General features: G+C 63.1%; 16 protein-coding genes. 11 read left to right on the top strand and 5 right to left on the bottom strand.

Features of this window, described 5'->3' with window-relative positions; all coding sequences use genetic code 11:
* Positions 1 to 124 precede the first annotated feature (124 nt).
* Together C4J94_RS12670 and C4J94_RS12665 are read left to right on the top strand one after the other, a co-directional pair.
* Positions 125 to 1147, top strand: a complete 1023-nt coding sequence (locus C4J94_RS12670; protein ID WP_124386474.1) for an alpha/beta hydrolase — start codon at positions 125 to 127, stop codon at positions 1145 to 1147.
* The gene (locus tag C4J94_RS12665; RefSeq protein ID WP_124386473.1) at positions 1147 to 2334 is read left to right on the top strand and encodes an MFS transporter; all 1188 of its coding nucleotides are present in this window, start codon (positions 1147 to 1149) and stop codon (positions 2332 to 2334) included. Before C4J94_RS12670 ends, C4J94_RS12665 begins: the two co-directional genes overlap by 1 nt.
* Here C4J94_RS12665 and C4J94_RS12660 read toward each other — a convergent pair.
* Positions 2327 to 3148, bottom strand: a complete 822-nt coding sequence (locus C4J94_RS12660; protein ID WP_124386472.1) for a helix-turn-helix domain-containing protein — start codon at positions 3146 to 3148, stop codon at positions 2327 to 2329. The genes C4J94_RS12665 and C4J94_RS12660 overlap by 8 nt on opposite strands.
* 97 nt (positions 3149 to 3245) lie before the next feature.
* Between C4J94_RS12660 and C4J94_RS12655 the strand changes: the two genes are divergently transcribed.
* Complete coding sequence (locus tag C4J94_RS12655) at positions 3246 to 4457, top strand: MFS transporter (RefSeq protein WP_124386471.1); 1212 nt, start codon at positions 3246 to 3248, stop codon at positions 4455 to 4457.
* A gap of 43 nt (positions 4458 to 4500) precedes the next feature.
* On the opposite strand, the gene iolG is transcribed toward C4J94_RS12655, so the two are convergent.
* Together iolG and C4J94_RS12645 are read right to left on the bottom strand one after the other, a co-directional pair.
* The gene (gene iolG, locus C4J94_RS12650; protein ID WP_124386470.1) at positions 4501 to 5505 is read right to left on the bottom strand and encodes an inositol 2-dehydrogenase; all 1005 of its coding nucleotides are present in this window, start codon (positions 5503 to 5505) and stop codon (positions 4501 to 4503) included.
* A 31-nt stretch (positions 5506 to 5536) separates the two neighbouring features.
* Positions 5537 to 6562, bottom strand: coding sequence for a LacI family DNA-binding transcriptional regulator (locus tag C4J94_RS12645; protein WP_124386469.1), 1026 nt, complete (start codon positions 6560 to 6562; stop codon positions 5537 to 5539).
* Between the two features lie 123 nt (positions 6563 to 6685).
* Between C4J94_RS12645 and C4J94_RS12640 the strand changes: the two genes are divergently transcribed.
* The 3 genes from C4J94_RS12640 to C4J94_RS12630 are packed head-to-tail and all read left to right on the top strand — an operon-like array spanning position 6686 to position 9616.
* A complete protein-coding gene (locus tag C4J94_RS12640; RefSeq protein ID WP_124386468.1) occupies positions 6686 to 7531 on the top strand; it encodes an SDR family oxidoreductase in 846 nt (281 codons plus the stop codon).
* Positions 7531 to 8655 (top strand): phytanoyl-CoA dioxygenase family protein, encoded by a 1125-nt coding sequence (locus C4J94_RS12635; protein WP_124386467.1) that lies wholly within the window; start codon positions 7531 to 7533, stop codon positions 8653 to 8655. The genes C4J94_RS12640 and C4J94_RS12635 overlap by 1 nt, the downstream gene beginning before the upstream one ends.
* A 37-nt stretch (positions 8656 to 8692) precedes the next feature.
* Positions 8693 to 9616, top strand: a complete 924-nt coding sequence (locus C4J94_RS12630; RefSeq protein ID WP_124386466.1) for a sugar ABC transporter substrate-binding protein — start codon at positions 8693 to 8695, stop codon at positions 9614 to 9616.
* A gap of 59 nt (positions 9617 to 9675) precedes the next feature.
* Here C4J94_RS12630 and C4J94_RS12625 read toward each other — a convergent pair whose 3' ends face one another.
* Positions 9676 to 9996 carry a DUF2834 domain-containing protein gene (locus tag C4J94_RS12625; RefSeq protein WP_124386465.1) on the bottom strand — a complete coding sequence of 107 codons (321 nt, stop codon included), beginning with the start codon at positions 9994 to 9996 and terminating at the stop codon, positions 9676 to 9678.
* Positions 9997 to 10117: 121 nt separating this feature from the next.
* Here C4J94_RS12625 and C4J94_RS12620 point away from each other — a divergent pair, with 121 nt between their 5' ends.
* Positions 10118 to 11827, top strand: a complete 1710-nt coding sequence (locus tag C4J94_RS12620) for an amidase (protein WP_124386464.1) — start codon at positions 10118 to 10120, stop codon at positions 11825 to 11827.
* Between the two features lie 264 nt (positions 11828 to 12091).
* Positions 12092 to 12523, top strand: coding sequence for a nuclear transport factor 2 family protein (locus C4J94_RS12615; RefSeq protein ID WP_124386463.1), 432 nt, complete (start codon positions 12092 to 12094; stop codon positions 12521 to 12523).
* Between the two features lie 28 nt (positions 12524 to 12551).
* On the opposite strand, the gene C4J94_RS12610 is transcribed toward C4J94_RS12615, so the two are convergent.
* A complete protein-coding gene (locus C4J94_RS12610; protein WP_124388968.1) occupies positions 12552 to 13877 on the bottom strand; it encodes a PLP-dependent aminotransferase family protein in 1326 nt (441 codons plus the stop codon).
* A gap of 89 nt (positions 13878 to 13966) precedes the next feature.
* Here C4J94_RS12610 and C4J94_RS12605 point away from each other — a divergent pair, with 89 nt between their 5' ends.
* Genes C4J94_RS12605 through yghX form a run of 3 tightly spaced genes read left to right on the top strand, consistent with a single transcriptional unit; the run spans position 13967 to position 16342 of the window.
* Positions 13967 to 14857 (top strand): DMT family transporter, encoded by an 891-nt coding sequence (locus tag C4J94_RS12605; protein ID WP_124386462.1) that lies wholly within the window; start codon positions 13967 to 13969, stop codon positions 14855 to 14857.
* Positions 14858 to 14916: 59 nt separating this feature from the next.
* Positions 14917 to 15411, top strand: coding sequence for a PaaI family thioesterase (locus C4J94_RS12600; RefSeq protein ID WP_124386461.1), 495 nt, complete (start codon positions 14917 to 14919; stop codon positions 15409 to 15411).
* A 43-nt stretch (positions 15412 to 15454) separates the two neighbouring features.
* The gene (gene yghX / locus C4J94_RS12595) at positions 15455 to 16342 is read left to right on the top strand and encodes a YghX family hydrolase (RefSeq protein ID WP_124386460.1); all 888 of its coding nucleotides are present in this window, start codon (positions 15455 to 15457) and stop codon (positions 16340 to 16342) included.
* Positions 16343 to 16371: the final 29 nt, after the last annotated feature.

The following is a 16371-nucleotide window of genomic DNA, read 5'->3' as shown; positions in this document are numbered from 1 at the left end:
CAGCTCCACGCGTCGTCACCCATCCCTGAAACTCAGAGGATCAGGCAAGTAATCCGGTCAAATGTCCTACAGAAGCACCGTCGCCACCGGGAAAATGCTCGAACACTTCGCAAGGAACATCCCTATGAAACGCCTCCTGCTCGCGCTGGGTTTGCTGGTGACTTCCCTTTACTCATTAGGAGCCGATATGTCCAACGGTGCCGATAACTTCTACAAAAGCGACAAGGTGACGGCCGAGAACGTCACCTTCAACAACCAATACGGCCTGCAGGTTGCAGGCACGTTGTTCACGCCTAAAAATCTCGCCACCGGCTCGAAGAACGCCGCCATTGTGGTCGGCCATCCGATGGGTGCCGTACGCCAACAAAGCGCCAACCTCTACGCCACCAAAATGGCCGAACAGGGCTTCGTCACGCTGTCCCTGGACTTGTCCTTCTGGGGCGAAAGCGCCGGCACGCCGCGCAACGCTGTGCTCCCAGACATGTACACCGAAGACTTCAGCGCCGCCGTCGACTTCCTCGGCACCCGCCCGCTGGTCGACCGTGAACGCATCGGCGCCATCGGCGTGTGTGGCAGCGGCAGCTTCGTGATCAGCGCGGCGAAGATCGACCCGCGCATCAAGGCCATCGCCACCGTCAGCATGTATGACATGGGCGCGGCCAACCGCAACGGCCTCAAGCACGGCGTGACCCTGCAACAGCGCCAGCAGATCCTGCGCGAGGCGGCCAACCAACGTTACGTCGAGTTCCAGGGCGGCGACACCGTCTACACCGGCGGCACGCCGCAGACCCTCACCGGCAACGCCGTGGGCGATGAGTTCTACGACTTCTACCGCACCCCGCGTGGCGAAGTCACCCCGGCGGGCGCTTCGAAGCTGAGCACCACCCGGCCGACGCTGACCAGCAACGTGAAGTTCATGAACTTCTACCCGTTCAACGACATCGAGACGATTTCACCGCGCCCACTGCTGCTGATTGCCGGGGCTGACGCACACTCCCGCGAATTCAGCGAAGACGCCTACCAGCGCGCCGCCGAGCCCAAGCAATTGCTGATCATCCCGAACGCGGGGCATGTCGATCTCTACGACCGGGTCGGCCTGATCCCGTTCGCCAAGCTCACCACCTTCTTCCAGAGCCATTTGAAGTAATGTCCAAGACTCCTCAAACCCCACACTGGGGCGCCGTGCTGGCCATGTCGCTGGCGGCCTTCGCCCTGGTCGCCTCCGAGTTCATGCCGGTGAGCCTGCTGACGCCGCTGGCCGCCGACCTGCACATCACCGAAGGCCAGGCCGGCCAAGGCATCTCGGTGTCCGGGGTATTTGCCCTGCTCACCAGCCTGGTGATCGCCGCGGTTGCCGCGCGGGTGGACCGCAAACGCCTGTTGATGGCGCTGACGCTGCTGATGATTGTTTCAGGCAGCGTGGTGGCGTTCGCGCCCAACTACCTGGTGTTCATGCTCGGGCGTGCGTTGATCGGCGTGGCGATTGGCGGCTTCTGGTCGCTGTCGGCGGCCACGGCGATGCGCCTGGTGCCAGAAGCCCAGGTGCCGCGTGCGTTGGCCATCGTCAACGGCGGCAACGCCCTGGCGACGGTGATTGCGGCGCCGCTGGGCAGTTTTCTCGGTGGGATCATCGGCTGGCGCGGGGCGTTTTTCTGCGTGGTGCCGGTGGCCGTGATCGCACTGGTATGGCTGCTGGTGAGCCTGCCTGCGCTGAAGAACCGCGCCGAGGCCAAATCCGCCAACGTGCTGCGCTTGATGAAAAACCCGGCGGTGGCCCTGGGGATGGTGGCCGTGAGCGTGTTCTTCATGGGCCAGTTCATGCTGTTCACCTACCTGCGGCCGTTCCTGGAAAGCGTCACGCGGGTCGACGTGACCACGCTGTCGTTGATACTGCTGGTGCTTGGCCTGGCCGGCCTGGCGGGTACCGTCCTGATTGAGCGTTTCCTCAAGCACACCCTGTACCCGACGCTGATAGCCATCCCGCTGATCATGGCGGGCATCGCGCTGGCGCTGGTGGAGTTCGGCGGTTCGACAGTCATGACCACCGTGTTGCTGGGCAGCTGGGGCCTGGTGGCCACCGCCGCGCCGGTGGGCTGGTGGACCTGGTTGTCGCGCACCTTGCCGGACGACGCCGAGGCCGGCGGTGGGCTGATGGTCGCCATCATCCAATTGGCGATTGCCGCAGGCGCCACGGTCGGCGGCGTGGCCTTCGACCTGCGCGGCTACCAGGCGACGTTCGAGCTGAGTGCGGCATTGCTGGTGGTCGCCACCTTGCTGGCGTACCTGGCGTCACGCCGCCCCCAGCGTGCCGGTGTGACCCGCGGCGCTACTTGAAAAAATGACTCGGCGTCTTGCCAAACTGTTTCTTGAACATGCTGGTAAAGGCGCTGGGGCTTTCATAGCCCAACTCGAGCGCCACATCGATAATCTTCTCGCCCACCGCGATGCGCTCCAACGCCAACAACAAGCGTGCCTGCTGGCGCCACTGGCCGAAGGTCATGCCGGTTTCGCGGCGGAACAGGCGCTGGATGGTTTTTTGATCGAGGTCCAGGCGCTCACTCCAATCCGCCACGGTTGAAGCGTCGCCGGGGTCTTGCTGCAGGGTCAGGCAGATCTGGTGGATACGCGGGTCGGCGGGCTGCGGAAGGGATAAGGGCAGCGCCGGCAGGATGGCCAGCTCATCCAGGATCAGGCGCATGATCCTGGCGTCACGCGAATCCTCGGCGTAAGGCGGCTTCAAGCTGACGGAAGCCTTGATCAGTTCACTCAGCAGCGGTGAAACCGTCACCGTCTTCGGCTCGGTCGGCAGGTTCGGAAAGCTGTCCGGGCGCACGAATACGCTACGCATTTTCAAGGTGCCCACGCAGCGCAGCGCATGCACCTGCCCGCAGGGCATCCAGAAGCCACGGTTGGGCGGCACCGTCCACTGGTTCAGCGCCGAGTACACCACCATCACACCGCCGATGGCGTAGAGCAGTTGATGCTTGTTGTGGCTGTGCTCGGGAATCACCCAGTTTTCCGGGTAATCGGTGGCCGAGCTGATGACGGCCCAATCGCCTTCATCGATCTCATGCAGGAATTGGTCGAGGGATTTGATGATTTCGCCCTTTTTGCAATGGTTTGCGCCCGAATTTCGCGAGACAGGCATTTTCGACGAATCTAGCATAGCTCCCGAAACAATTAGAAATGGGCTGACCGCTCACGTAGTGTCTAGCCCTGTTCGCTGCCTTGTATGGAATGCCTGCATGTCGACCCTCACCGCGACACCCACCGCTGCAACCACTGCGCCCCAGATAAGCCCGCTGGTCATGCGTGTGCTTGGCGCCTGCGCCCTGGCGCACCTGATCAACGACTTGATCCAGGCCGTGCTGCCATCGATCTACCCGATGCTCAAGGCCAACTATGGCCTGACATTCACCCAGGTCGGCCTGATCACCCTGACTTTCCAACTGACCGCATCGCTGCTGCAACCCTGGATCGGTTACCACACCGATCGTCATCCCAAGCCCTGGCTGTTGCCCGCCGGCATGGTGTGTACCTTGATCGGCATTCTGATGCTGGCGTTTGTCGGCAGCTTCCCGGCCATTCTGCTGGCGGCGGGTCTGGTGGGGGTCGGCTCGTCGACGTTTCACCCGGAAACCTCCCGCGTGGCACGCCTGGCCTCGGGCGGGCGCTACGGCCTGGCGCAATCGACGTTCCAGGTCGGCGGCAACACCGGCAGTGCGTTCGGCCCGTTGCTGGCGGCGGCGATCATCATTCCCTACGGCCAGTCTCATATCGCCTGGTTCGGCCTGTTTGCGGTGTTCGCGATCCTGGTGCTGTACGGCTTGAGTCGCTGGTACCGCCACCACCTCAACCTGTTCAAGCTCAAGCAAGGCAGCAAGCCGACCCACGGGTTGTCCAAGGGACGCGTGACCTTTGCCCTGGTGGTGCTGGCACTGCTGGTGTTCTCCAAATACTGGTACATGACCAGCCTGACCAGCTACTTCACGTTCTACCTGATCGAAAAATTCCAGCTGTCGGTCGCCAGTTCCCAGATGTACCTGTTCCTGTTCCTCGGCGCAGTGGCCGTGGGCACCTTCGCCGGCGGGCCGATTGGCGACCGGATCGGCCGCAAGACAGTCATCTGGTTCTCGATCCTCGGCGCCGCACCGTTCACCCTTGTCCTGCCCTACGTCGACCTGTTCTGGACCGCCGTGCTCAGCGTGGTCATCGGTTTCATCATCGCCTCGGCGTTTTCGGCCATCGTGGTGTTCGCCCAGGAACTGGTGCCGGGCAATGTCGGCATGATCGCCGGGATATTCTTCGGCCTGATGTTCGGTTTCAGCGGGATCGGTGCGGCACTGCTGGGTTTGCTCGCGGATAACCACGGCATCGAATACGTGTACAAGATCTGCTCGTTCCTGCCGTTGGCGGGCATTTTGACGATATTCCTGCCATCGACCAAAGGCATCTGATCGGTTGGGGGGCGGGCCAACCCGCCCCCCAACGCGTTCCGTGCTAAAGGCCGTAATTGACCGCCACACTCCTCCCCGTCCTCACCGACTCCAACGCGCAATCCGCCAGATGTAACGCATACAACCCGTCACGCACGCCGGTAGGCAGCTCACTGCCGTTGTTCAGCGCGTCGATAAACTGCGTCAGTTCATTGCGATAGGCATCCGCATAGCGCTCCAGGAAAAAGTGCTGCAGCGGCTCCAGCGCCTCTGTGTGGTCGGCGCTCCAATGGCGAAGGGTGCTTGGGCGATGATTGTCGGTGAGCAACACGCCGTTGGCACCCGAAACCTCCACACGCTGGTCATAGCCGTACACCGCCTCACGGCAACAGTTGATGTGGCATTGCTTGCCCGAGGCGGTGCGCAGCAACACCATCACGCTGTCGTAGTCGTCGATCTGCTCCAGGCTGGGGTCCACCAAGCGGCTAGCGAAGGCGCTGACCTGCACCGGTTCCTCGCCGAGTAAATGCCGGGCGGTGTCCAAGTCGTGGATGGTCATATCCCGCAGAATGCCGCCGGAATGCTTCAGGTAGTCACGGGGCGCCAGGCCGGGGTCGCGGCTGGTGATGATCACCTGACGCACGGCGCCGATCCGCCCGTTATCCAGGGCCTCGCGCAGGCGCAGCATGTCGGGGTCGAAGCGCCGATTGAAACCGAGCATAACCCTGCCGCCCTGGCGCTCAACCGTTTGGGCGGCGCTGCGGGCCTTGGCGATGTCGAGGTCGATGGGTTTTTCGCAGAGCACCGCCTTTCCCTCGGCGACGGCGGCCAGCAGCAGGTCGATATGGGTATCGGTGGGTGTGCCAATCACTACGGCATCGATGTCTGTGCGAGTCAGTACGGCGGCGCAGTCGTACGCCGCCTCGCAACCCAGTTGCGTGCTGAGCGCATTGACGCCTTCGCGCCAGGGATCGGCCACCAGCACCAGCGTGGCGTTGGGATGGGCGGCGACATTGGCCGCGTGGATCTTGGCGATGCGCCCGGCACCTAAAACAGCGATACGTAGCATGGTCGAACTCCTGATGTTGTTGTGGGCGTACTTAGTCCGGCAGGTTGAACGGTGTCACGATCTGTACCTGTGACGGCGCAATCGGCCCGGCCTTCCAGAGCCGGTGGTATTGCAGGATGTGCAGGAATACATGACGCGCATCGATCTGCAGGTTGTGATCGATGATCGCGGCGACTTTTTCCTCAAGCAGCAATTGGCGGTTCTCCTGGTCCAGGTCGTGGCCGATGAACACTTCCAATGGGCGGCCGAGCGCGGCGAACGCGTCGACAATCGCACGGTTGCCACCGCCGACGCTGTAGACCGCCCTGAGCTCGGGATGCTGTTTCAGCGCAAGAGTGACGCGCTCGAAGGTGCGGTCATACACGCCATAGCCGCCGCTGATATCCAGCACTCGCAAGTGCGCGGCACGCCCGCGCAGCCAGGCGCGAAAGCCCATCTCGCGCTCTTCCTCGCCACGAAACAATTGGCTGCCAATGACCACCGCCACCTCCTGGGGCTGCGCCGACAGCCAGCGCGACATCAGGTACGCGGCGGTCTGGCCGGCGGTGCGGTTGTCCATGCCGACATAACCAATGCGCTCGCTTTGCGGCAGGTCCGTGACCAGCGTCACCACCGGAATCCCCGCTGCAATCAGTTGCTTGACCGCCTGGTTCACCGCCGGCTCATCGGCGGCCTTGAGCACGACTCCCTGGCTACCGGTGCTGAGGCAGCGCAGCAATTGATCGTGCATGGCCTGCGGTTCGATCTCTTCGAAGAGGTGAAAACGCGGCGCGATGCGAAACGGCGCCAGGCTGGCCAACTGAGCGGTGATTGCCGCCTGCACCGCTGCGCTGAACCGTTGCGGGGTGTGCATGATCACGTCGACATGGAAGGTACGCCCCACCGCCAGGCCGTTCTTCTCCTGCGACTCCAATTCATCCAGCGCCTGTTCGATGCGCCGCGTGGTTTGCGCATGCACGCTGCCGCGTTGGTGCAATACACGGTCGACCGTGGCCTTGCTGACGCCGGCCTGGGTCGCCAGTTGCTTGAGGGAGAAATGTTTGGCGCGTTCAAGCATGCGGGTTACCTGAGGTTTTTTTGAGGTGTTTTTTAGGCGTTACTGAGGTTTTGCAATGCTAGTCTCAGTTTTGCCCGGCGTCGAGCCGGGCGATGAATAACAACAAAACATCAGGAGTTCCCCATGCCTTACACCGATCTCGCCACCTCGTTCAGCGGCCAGTTCTTTGTTGTCACCGGCAGCACCCAAGGCCTCGGCGCGGCGGTGGCCCACACCCTGGCACGCCGGGGTGCGGCCGGGCTGATCATCTGCGGGCGTCGTCGCTCCCAGGGCGAAGAACAGGTGCGGCAGTTGGCGCAGCTCGATTGCCGGGCTTTTTTTGTCGAAGCCGATCTGGAGAACGTCGAGGATTGCCGCGCGATCATCGACGCGGCGCGCATGCAGTTCGGCACCTTGCATGGCCTGGTCAATTGCGCCGGAATGTCGGATCGCGGCACCATTCTCGACACTTCGCCGCAACTGTTTGAGCGTTTGTTCGCGGTGAACGTGCGCGCACCGTTTTTTTTGATGCAGGAAGCGCTGAAACTGATGATCAGCCAGGGCGTGGAAGGCGCCGTGGTGAATATCCAGAGCATCACCGGGCATGGCGGCCAGTCGTTCCTGAGCGCCTACGCCGCGTCCAAGGGCGCGTTGGCGATCTTGACCAAGAACGTCGCGTTCAGCGCCTTACGCAACCGCATTCGCGTGAATGGCTTGAACATCGGCTGGATGGATACGCCGCACGAGGATGAAATCCAGCGCCGGTATCACGGCGCACAAGAGGGTTGGTTGGCGCAGGCAGAAGCCACGCAACCGTTTGGACGGCTGCTCAAACCGGAGGAGGTGGCGCAGAGCGTGGCATTTTTACTGTCCCGCGAGTCGGGAATGATGACCGGCTCGGTGATCGACCTGGAGCAAGGCGTGGTCGGTTGCACCGACAGCAGCACTCCACAACCGCATCAGGCCCTGAGCCTGCCGGGAGGTGCCTGATGCCTGCCTTCGCACGCGGCGACGCCGTGAGCCTGGCGGATTTCAACCGGGTTTGCGCACAGCGGGCTAGCGCTGATCAATATCCGCTGTGCACCGAAGTCGTGCACAACGTGCCCATTTATCAAGCCCAGACCTTGCGCAACAGCGACCGGCTCGGCGTGATGAATGAACTGCACCGGGTATTTGGCGAGGGGCCTGGGGTGATGGTCGTCCGTGGGGGCTACGAGGATTTGGAGGTGGTGGACCGTCACAGCCAGGTATTCGCGGCGATATTCGCCAACGAGGCCGCGCAAGGCGTAGCGGCGGATCACTTCGCCAAGGCCGGCAGCAATGGGCGTATCTGGAATGCCTTGCAGAAAGCCGCGTTGCAGTCCCCCGAATCGTTTGCCGAGTACTACGCCAACCCCTTGCTCGGATTGATTGCCGAATCCTGGTTGGGTCCGGGCTTCCAGGTGACCGCCCAGGTCAACGTGGTGCACCCGGGTGGCCAGGCGCAGCAGCCGCACCGCGATTACCACCTGGGTTTTCAGATAGACGATGAGGTCGAGCGTTTTCCATTGCCGCTGCATGTGCTGTCCCAGCACCTGACCCTGCAAGGCGCCATTGCCCATTCGGACATGCCGCTGGAGACCGGCCCTACCCAGCTGCTGCCGTTCTCCCAGCACTATGCACTGGGTTACCTGGCCTGGCGCCGCGCTGATTTTATCGATTACTTCCAGCAGCATGCCGTGCAGTTGCCGTTGAATAAGGGTGACCTGTTGTTTTTCAACCCGGCGCTGTTTCATGCCGCCGGCACCAACCGTACGCCAGACCGTCAGCGTATGGCCAATCTGCTGCAGATTTCCTCGGCGTTCGGCAAACCGATGGAAGCCATCGATCGCGACCGCATGATGCTGGCGGTCTACCCGGTGCTGCTGGCCAACCCATCCCTGGATGCCCAGGTCGTGATCGGCTGTACCGCCGACGGCTACTCCTTCCCCACCAACCTCGACACCGACCCACCCTTGCACGGCCTGGCCCCACAAACAGGGCAACAACTGATGCTGCAAGCCCTCGACGAACGCTGGTCGTACTCCGACTTTGCCGCCGCCGTGGCGCAGATGCGGGCCAAGCGCCAGGCATGAATCGCTTTAACAACAACAAAAACAGCGGAGCAACATCATGAGAAAACAACTTTTCGCGGCATTCTTTACCCTCGTAATGACGCCTTGGGCCTTCGCCGATGTGCGTATCGGCGTGAGCATCGCTCAGGTCGACGACGTTTTCCTGGCACAGATGCGCGACTACATGGCGGCCCACGCCAAGGAACTCCCCGGCGTCACGCTGCAATTCGAAGACGCCCAAGGCGACGTGGTGCGCCAGCTCAATCAAGTACAGAACTTCACCGCCCAGGGCATGGACGCAATCATCGTCAACGCGGTGGACACGGCGGCGACGCAAAAAATGACGCTCAACGCCCAGCAAGCCAAGATCCCGCTGGTGTACGTCAACCGCCGCCCCGAGTTCAAGGAGGTGCCGCCGGGAGTGGGGTATGTCGGCTCGGATGAGATCAGGGCCGGCGAAATCCAGATGCGTTATCTGGCGGAGAAAATGGGCGGCAAAGGCAATTTGGCAATCATGCTGGGTCTGTTGTCCAACAACGCCACCCACAACCGCACTCTGGGCGTGAAGACCGTGCTCAAGGACTACCCCGACATCAAGATCGTTGAGGAGCAAAGCGCTGAGTGGCAACGGAGCAAGGCGATTGACCTGATGAATAACTGGATTGTGTCCGGGCGCAGGATCGACGCGGTGGCCGCTAACGCCGATGAGATGGCCATCGGCGCGGCCATGGCGATCAGCCAGGCGGGCATGCAACCGGGCAAGGACATTCTGGTAGCAGGCAGCGACGGCGGTGCGGCAGGGCTGGATGCAGTGAAAAAGGGCCAACTGCTGGTCACGGTGTATCAAGACAACAAGGGCCAGGCGGTAGGCTCCATCGACCTGGCGCTGAAGATGGTCAGGCAGGAGCCGTACACGGCTGAGCTGACGATTCCTTATCAGCAGATCACCAAAGACAACTACCAGGCATTCCTCAATCCTTGATCATGCCGCCGCCGCTGTGGCGAGTGAGCCTGCTCATTCGCTCGCCACAGGAGCACGCGTCAACCCTGGTTCGGTGGGGGGCGGGAAAAACCTTTGACGACGATATACAGCAGCGGCCCCACCGACACGAACACCGCCGTCAGCACGAAATAGGGAATCAACGACGCCACGGAGCGCCCCCGCGCACGCGCATCCCGGTACATCCACATACACGCCAGTATTGCCATCAGGTACAGGTCGATCACCACCTGCGCGGTGTCCGGCCGCGACATCAGCTCCTGCCCAAACGCGATCAGCGATTGCTCGGCCGTCAACATCGTGGCGGCGGTGTACAACGAAAACCCGAGCAATCCGGCCAGGGCGATATAGGGTCTGGGCATGTTCTCCTCCTTGGAGCGCAATAGGGATGATCAAACCGCTTACCTTAGCAGTAAGCTGGCACTCGCAAATATCTGTACGTAGACTGCCGCCATACCCCCACCTGAAGGCGGCGAAAAAAAAGTGATGCACGTTACCGAAGTCTCCATTGCCCAATTGCGCGCTGCGCTTGAAACCGGCCAGACCACTGCCGTTGAACTGGTCCAGGCTTACCTCGCGCGGATCGAGGCCTATGACGGCCCGCACACCGCCACCGCGTTGAATGCCGTGGTGGTACGCAATCCCGACGCGTTGAAGGAAGCCGAAGCGTCCGATGCACGCCGGGCAAACGGCCAGACGTTGGGGCCACTGGATGGCATTCCCTACACCGCCAAGGACAGTTACCTGGTCAAGGGCCTCACCGCAGCGTCGGGTAGCCCGGCGTTCGCCAAGCTGATCGCCTATCGTGATGCCTTCACCATCGAGCGCTTGCGGGCCGGCGGCGCCATCTGCCTGGGCAAGACCAATATGCCGCCCATGGCCAACGGCGGCATGCAACGTGGCGTGTATGGCCGCGCCGAAAGCCCCTACAACGCTAACTACCTTACCGCGCCGTTCGCCTCCGGCTCGTCCAACGGCGCCGGCACGGCGACTGCGGCCAGCTTCGCCGCGTTTGGCCTGGCCGAAGAAACCTGGTCGAGCGGTCGCGGCCCGGCCTCCAATAACGGTTTGTGTGCGTACACGCCTTCCCGTGGGGTGATTTCGGTACGCGGCAACTGGCCGCTGACCCCGACCATGGACGTGGTGGTGCCCTTTGCGCGCACCATGGCCGACCTGCTGGAAGTGCTCGAGGTGGTGGTGGCCGAAGACCCGGATACCCGTGGCGACCTGTGGCGCCTGCAGCCCTGGGTGCCGATCCCCAGCGTCAGCTCGGTACGCCCGGCGTCTTACGCCGAACTGGCCGCAGGCAGCGCGGCTCTGGCCGGCAAACGCTTCGGCGTACCGCGCATGTACATCAACGCCGACCCCGAGGCCGGCACCAGTGAACACCCCGGCATCGGCGGGCCGACCGGGCAGAAAATCCACACCCGTGCCTCCGTGATCGAGCTGTGGCAAGCCGCGCGCAAGGCGCTGGAAGCCGCCGGAGCCGAAGTCATCGAAGTGGACTTCCCCTTGGTGTCCAATTGCGAGGGCGACCGCCCCGGCGTGCCCACGGTGTTCAACCGTGGCCTGGTGTCCAAGCAGTTCCTGCACGATGAGCTGTGGGAACTGTCGGCCTGGGCGTTCGATGACTTCCTGCGCGCCAACGGCGACCCGGCGTTGAACCGCCTGGCGGATGTCGACGGCCCGAAAATCTTCCCCCACGACCCCGGCACCCTGCCCAACCGCGAAGACGACCTGGCCGCCGGCATGGACGAATACGTGCGCATGGCCCAGCGCGGTATCACGCCGTGGAACGAGATCAGCACCCTGCCCGACGGCTTGCGCGGCCTTGAGCAAACCCGCCGACTGGACCTGGAAGACTGGATGAACGAGCTGGGGCTCGACGCGGTGCTGTTCCCGACCGTGGCCGATGTCGGTCCGGCCGATGCCGACGTCAACGAAGCCAGCGCCGATATCGCCTGGAGCAACGGCGTTTGGGTGGCCAACGGCAACCTTGCCATTCGCCACCTCGGCGTGCCCACCGTCACCGTGCCGATGGGCGTTATGGCGGATATCGGCATGCCGGTCGGGCTGACGTTTGCCGGGCGGGCCTACGACGATTCGGCGCTGCTGCGCTTCGCTTCGGCGTTTGAAGCCACCGGCAGCAAACGCCTGATCCCACCGCGCACGCCGCCGTTGTCAGCCAGCTGATCACGATCCCATGTAGGAGCGGGCTTGCCCGCGAAAGCGGTGGACCAGCCAACAGATGTTTAGCTGATCCACCGCATTCGGGGGCAAGCCCCCTCCCACAGGTTTGACCGAACTCCCATTCGATAAGCGCATGCTCACTGTTCTCACAGACGAGTAATTTCAGAATATTTCCAGCTCCCCCTTTTCTTTGCCTGCTTATTTAATGCATGGTTGTACGACGACAGACCTCATCATGTCGTTCCCCACAACAATAAGGAATTACCCATGCAAAACGTCAAAGCGCTGATCGGTTTTCTGTGCCTGTTCTCCGGCTACGTCGTAGCCGCTCCGGCCCCCGCCGAAAAGGAGGTGGCCCAGGCGGTCGACCAACTGACCCAGGCCATGCTGCACCTGGACCTCAAGCAACTGCACGCGCTGACTGCGGACACCCTCACCTACGGCCACTCCAGCGGCAAGGTGCAGAACAAGGCGCAGTTCATCGAAGACCTGGAAACCCACAAGAGCGCGTTCAAGACGCTGGAAATGCAGAACCAGAGCATCACCCTGAACGGCGATACCGCACTGGTGCGCAACCACTTTCACGCCCTGGCGGTGAACAGTGGCGTCGAAGTGCCAACCGATATCGATAACTTCCAGGTCTGGCAGAAGCAGCAAGGCACATGGCTGCTGATCGGCCGCCAGGCTTACAAATACTGATCCTGCCGGAGAGCCGTTCGGCGAAGGCTCACCATTGCACCACCTTGCGCACCTTGATCAACGCCTCGCGCAACGCCGTCATCGACACTGACCCCAACGCCAGTCGCAACGCATGGGGCACATGGGCCGAGACAGCAAAGGGTTCGGCGGTGGATACGCAAACGCCTTCGCGCTGCAGGGCCATGGCGACCTGATCGGCGCGGGCGTCTTCCCCCAGCGGCAGCCACAAAAAATACGACGAAGGATGGCTGATATAGCTCAGCCCGGTCAGTACCTGCGCAGCCAAAGCCTGCCGCGCCTGGGCATCTTCGCGCTTTTGCACCTCCAGCTGCGCGACGGTGCCATCTTCGAGCCAAGCCACGGCCAGCGCACTCATCACCCCCGCCACGTTCCAGGTGGTGGCCATGACGGTGCGCTCCAACCCCTTGACCCAAGCCCGTGGCGCCGCGATAAAGCCCACGCGCAAACCCGTGGCGACACTCTTGGAAAACCCACCGACGTACACCGTGCGCTCCGGCGCCAGCGTCGCCAACGGCGGCGGTGCCTGTTCGGCGAGAAAGGCATAGGCGGCGTCCTCGATGATCATCAGTTGATGCTGCCGGGCAATTGTCACCAGTTGCTCGCGCTGCGCCAGGCTCATCACCCAGCCCAGCGGGTTGTGCAGGGTCGGCATGCAGTACACCGCACGCACCGGGCGCCTGCGGCACAAGGCCTGCAAGTGATCCAGGTCCGGGCCGGTAGCGCTGGCCGGGATGGCGACAATTTCCAGGTGCAGGGTCTCGGCCAGCACCTTGAAGCCCGAATAGGTCAACGCGTCGACGGCAATTATGTCGCCGGGTTTGAGCCGCGCCATCAGGGTTACCGCCAGGCCATGCTGGGCACCGCTGGTCAACAAGACCTGCTCAGCCTGCACCGCCAGCCCGCGATGCAACAGGTGCCGCGCCACCGCCGCGCGCTCGTGCGGGCGGCCGGCATGGGGCTGGTAGCGCAGCAGCGCCTCCAGGTCCCCAGACAACGCCAATTGGCGCAGCGCGCTACGCAAAAGCTCTGCCTGGCCGGGGAGTGACGGGTAGTTGAAGTTCAGGTCGAGCAGGCCCGCCGCAACCGGCATCTGCCCACCGCCCTGCCCCGGTGGCAAGGCGATTTCGCGCACAAAGGTGCCACGTCCGGTTTCACCACTGACCAGCCCCATCGCTTCCAGCTCGGTGTACACGCGGCTTGCCGTGACCAGCGCCAGGCCATGCTCGGCGGCGAGTTGGCGGTGCGTGGGCAGGCGTGTGCCGGGCGCAAGCTTGCCCGAGCGGATGTCCTCGGCGAAGGTATCGACCAGCGACTTGTAGCGGGCGCGCGGCATCGTGGATGTATCCATGACAATTTTTTGATTGTCACAATCTTCAACCCTAGGATGGCCTTCACGCAACTTCCCTTTTTCGGACGCCCCCCATGGAACGCTCCTCCCCGCTCGGCACCTTGGACAGCAGCACCCAGGGCTGGATCAACGGCTTTATCGGCGTGCTCATTTTCAGCGGTTCGTTGCCGGCCACGCGCGTGGCGGTGATGGAGTTCGACCCGGTATTTCTCACCATGCTTCGCGCCACGCTGGCGGCCATCCTGGGCCTGTGCCTGTTGCGATTGTTCAAGGAAAAACGCCCCACCCGCCCGCAATGGGCGCCTTTGGTCATCGTTGCACTCGGCGTGGTGATCGGCTTTCCGTTGCTGACTGCGCTGGCGCTGCAATACGTGACCTCCGCGCACTCCATTGTGTTTATCGGCCTGCTGCCGCTGGCGACGGCAATCTTCGGTGTGCTGCGCGGCGGCGAGCGCCCGCGTGCGGTGTTCTGGTTGTTCTCGCTGGCGGGCAGTGCCCTGGTGATGGGTTACGCCTTCGCCCAGGGCCTGAGCGCCGCGCCCGCCGGCGACGTGCTGATGCTGTTGGCAGTGCTGGTGTGCGGCCTGGGCTATGCCGAAGGCGCCAAGCTGTCACGCAGCCTGGGCGGCTGGCAGGTGATTTGCTGGGCCTTGGTGGTGTCGCTGCCGATCGTCGCGCCGTTGAGCCTGCTGCTGGCGCCCACGTCGTTCAGTGGCATCAGCCTGCCGGCCTGGCTGAGCCTGGGCTATGTCGCGCTGTTCAGCATGTTGATCGGCTTTGTGTTCTGGTATCGCGGCCTGGCCCAGGGTGGCATCGCCGCGGTCGGCCAGTTGCAGTTGCTGCAACCGTTCTTCGGGCTGGCACTGGCAGCGGGCCTGCTGCATGAGCAGGTCAGCCTCGGCATGCTGCTGGTCACGGTGGCGGTGATCGGCTGCGTGGCCGGTGCGAAGCGGTTCGCGCGCTAGCGTCACAGCCCAAGGCCTGCTAAACAGAAATGTCGCCCCTGCTCCCACAAGGACTTTGCATGCACAGCGCTTCGCTTCAGGAAATCACCGCACCCGAAGGCATCTGTTACGGCTGCGGCGCCAGCAACCCCGACGGCCTGCATATCCACAGCCGCTGGCACGACGATGGCGTGCACGTCGTCGCCGAACATCTGCCGCAGTCCAAATACAGCGGCTGGCCGGACCTGGTCTACGGCGGCCTGATCGCCATGCTGGTGGACTGCCATTCCAACTGGACAGCCATGGCCTACCACTACCGTGCCGCACAGCGTGAACCCGGCAGCCTGCCGCGCATCGACTGCGTGACCGGTAATCTGGGCATCAAGTTCATCAAGCCGACCCCCATGGGCGTCACGCTGACCCTGCGCGCCCGGGTCGAGGGCGAGGTGGCGCGCAAGACGCGGGTGATCTGCGAGGTCTATGCCGGCGAGGTGCTCACGGCTGTCGGCGACTCGGTGTTCGTGCGGGTCGACACCGGCCAACTGGCCGCCGCCGCCCATGGCCGCACGGACTGACCCTTAACTCCATTGACGCAACCGCTGATCGAGGACTGCACCGATGACTCGTCTCACCGCCAAAGACTTTGCCCCCGAACTGCTGGAACTCTACGACGGCTACGCCCACGGCAAGCTCAACCGCCGCGAATTTCTCGACCGCGCTGCGCTATTCACCTTCGGCGGCCTGACCGCCTCGGCGCTGCTCGCCGCCCTGAGCCCCAACTACGCGCTCGCCGAACAGGTGAAATTCACCGATCCCGATATCGTCGCCGACTACATCACCTACCCGTCGCCCAAGGGCAACGGCACGGTGCGCGGCTACCTGGTGCGTCCGGCCAAGGCCGCCGGCAAATTACCCGCGGTGATGGTGGTGCACGAAAACCGTGGCCTCAACCCGTATATCGAAGACGTTGCGCGGCGCCTGGCCAAGGCTGGCTTTATTGCCCTGGCACCGGACGGCCTGACCTCGGTGGGCGGCTACCCCGGCAACGATGAAAAAGGCGTGGCCCTGCAACAGACCGTCGACCCGACCAAGCTGATGAACGACTTCTTCGCCGCCATCGAGTGGCTGATGCACCACGACAGCAGCACCGGCAAAGTCGGCATCACCGGTTTCTGCTATGGCGGCGGCGTGACCAATGCGGCGGCAGTGGCCTACCCCGAATTGGGCGCGGCCGTGTCGTTCTATGGGCGCCAGCCCGAGGCCAAGGATGTGCCGCGTATCAAGGCGCCGATCATGCTGCATTACGGTGAACTGGACACGCGCATCAATGAAGGCTGGCCGGCGTATGAGCAGGCGCTGAAGGCTGCGGGTACGACCTACGAGGCGTTTATCTACAAGGGTGCCAACCACGGCTTTCACAACGATTCAACGCCACGCTACGACGAAGCGGCGGCGAACCTGGCCTGGGAGCGAACCCTGGGATGGTTTCGCAAGTACCTCGCCTAGACACAATCAAACGGTGGAGGGGGCATGCC

This window comes from Pseudomonas sp. R5-89-07, assembly GCF_003851685.1.
Lineage (GTDB): Bacteria > Pseudomonadota > Gammaproteobacteria > Pseudomonadales > Pseudomonadaceae > Aquipseudomonas.
The sequence above is the reverse complement of the archived record's forward strand: the minus strand, read 5'-3'. Positions and strand labels throughout refer to the sequence as shown.

Excerpts from the sequence above, each read along its gene's own strand:
- C4J94_RS12635 (WP_124386467.1), top strand. The coding sequence starts at position 7,531 with ATGCCTGCCTTCGCACGCGGCGACGCCGTGAGCCTGGCGGATTTCAAC.
- C4J94_RS12665 (WP_124386473.1), top strand. The coding sequence starts at position 1,147 with ATGTCCAAGACTCCTCAAACCCCACACTGGGGCGCCGTGCTGGCCATG.
- C4J94_RS12600 (WP_124386461.1), top strand. The coding sequence starts at position 14,917 with ATGCACAGCGCTTCGCTTCAGGAAATCACCGCACCCGAAGGCATCTGT.
- C4J94_RS12615 (WP_124386463.1), top strand. The coding sequence starts at position 12,092 with ATGCAAAACGTCAAAGCGCTGATCGGTTTTCTGTGCCTGTTCTCCGGC.
- C4J94_RS12625 (WP_124386465.1), bottom strand. The coding sequence starts at position 9,996 with ATGCCCAGACCCTATATCGCCCTGGCCGGATTGCTCGGGTTTTCGTTG.
- C4J94_RS12645 (WP_124386469.1), bottom strand. The coding sequence starts at position 6,562 with ATGCTTGAACGCGCCAAACATTTCTCCCTCAAGCAACTGGCGACCCAG.
- C4J94_RS12640 (WP_124386468.1), top strand. The coding sequence starts at position 6,686 with ATGCCTTACACCGATCTCGCCACCTCGTTCAGCGGCCAGTTCTTTGTT.
- C4J94_RS12655 (WP_124386471.1), top strand. The coding sequence starts at position 3,246 with ATGTCGACCCTCACCGCGACACCCACCGCTGCAACCACTGCGCCCCAG.
- C4J94_RS12610 (WP_124388968.1), bottom strand. The coding sequence starts at position 13,877 with ATGCCGCGCGCCCGCTACAAGTCGCTGGTCGATACCTTCGCCGAGGAC.
- iolG (WP_124386470.1), bottom strand. The coding sequence starts at position 5,505 with ATGCTACGTATCGCTGTTTTAGGTGCCGGGCGCATCGCCAAGATCCAC.
- yghX (WP_124386460.1), top strand. The coding sequence starts at position 15,455 with ATGACTCGTCTCACCGCCAAAGACTTTGCCCCCGAACTGCTGGAACTC.
- C4J94_RS12630 (WP_124386466.1), top strand. The coding sequence starts at position 8,693 with ATGAGAAAACAACTTTTCGCGGCATTCTTTACCCTCGTAATGACGCCT.
- C4J94_RS12660 (WP_124386472.1), bottom strand. The coding sequence starts at position 3,148 with ATGCCTGTCTCGCGAAATTCGGGCGCAAACCATTGCAAAAAGGGCGAA.
- C4J94_RS12670 (WP_124386474.1), top strand. The coding sequence starts at position 125 with ATGAAACGCCTCCTGCTCGCGCTGGGTTTGCTGGTGACTTCCCTTTAC.
- C4J94_RS12605 (WP_124386462.1), top strand. The coding sequence starts at position 13,967 with ATGGAACGCTCCTCCCCGCTCGGCACCTTGGACAGCAGCACCCAGGGC.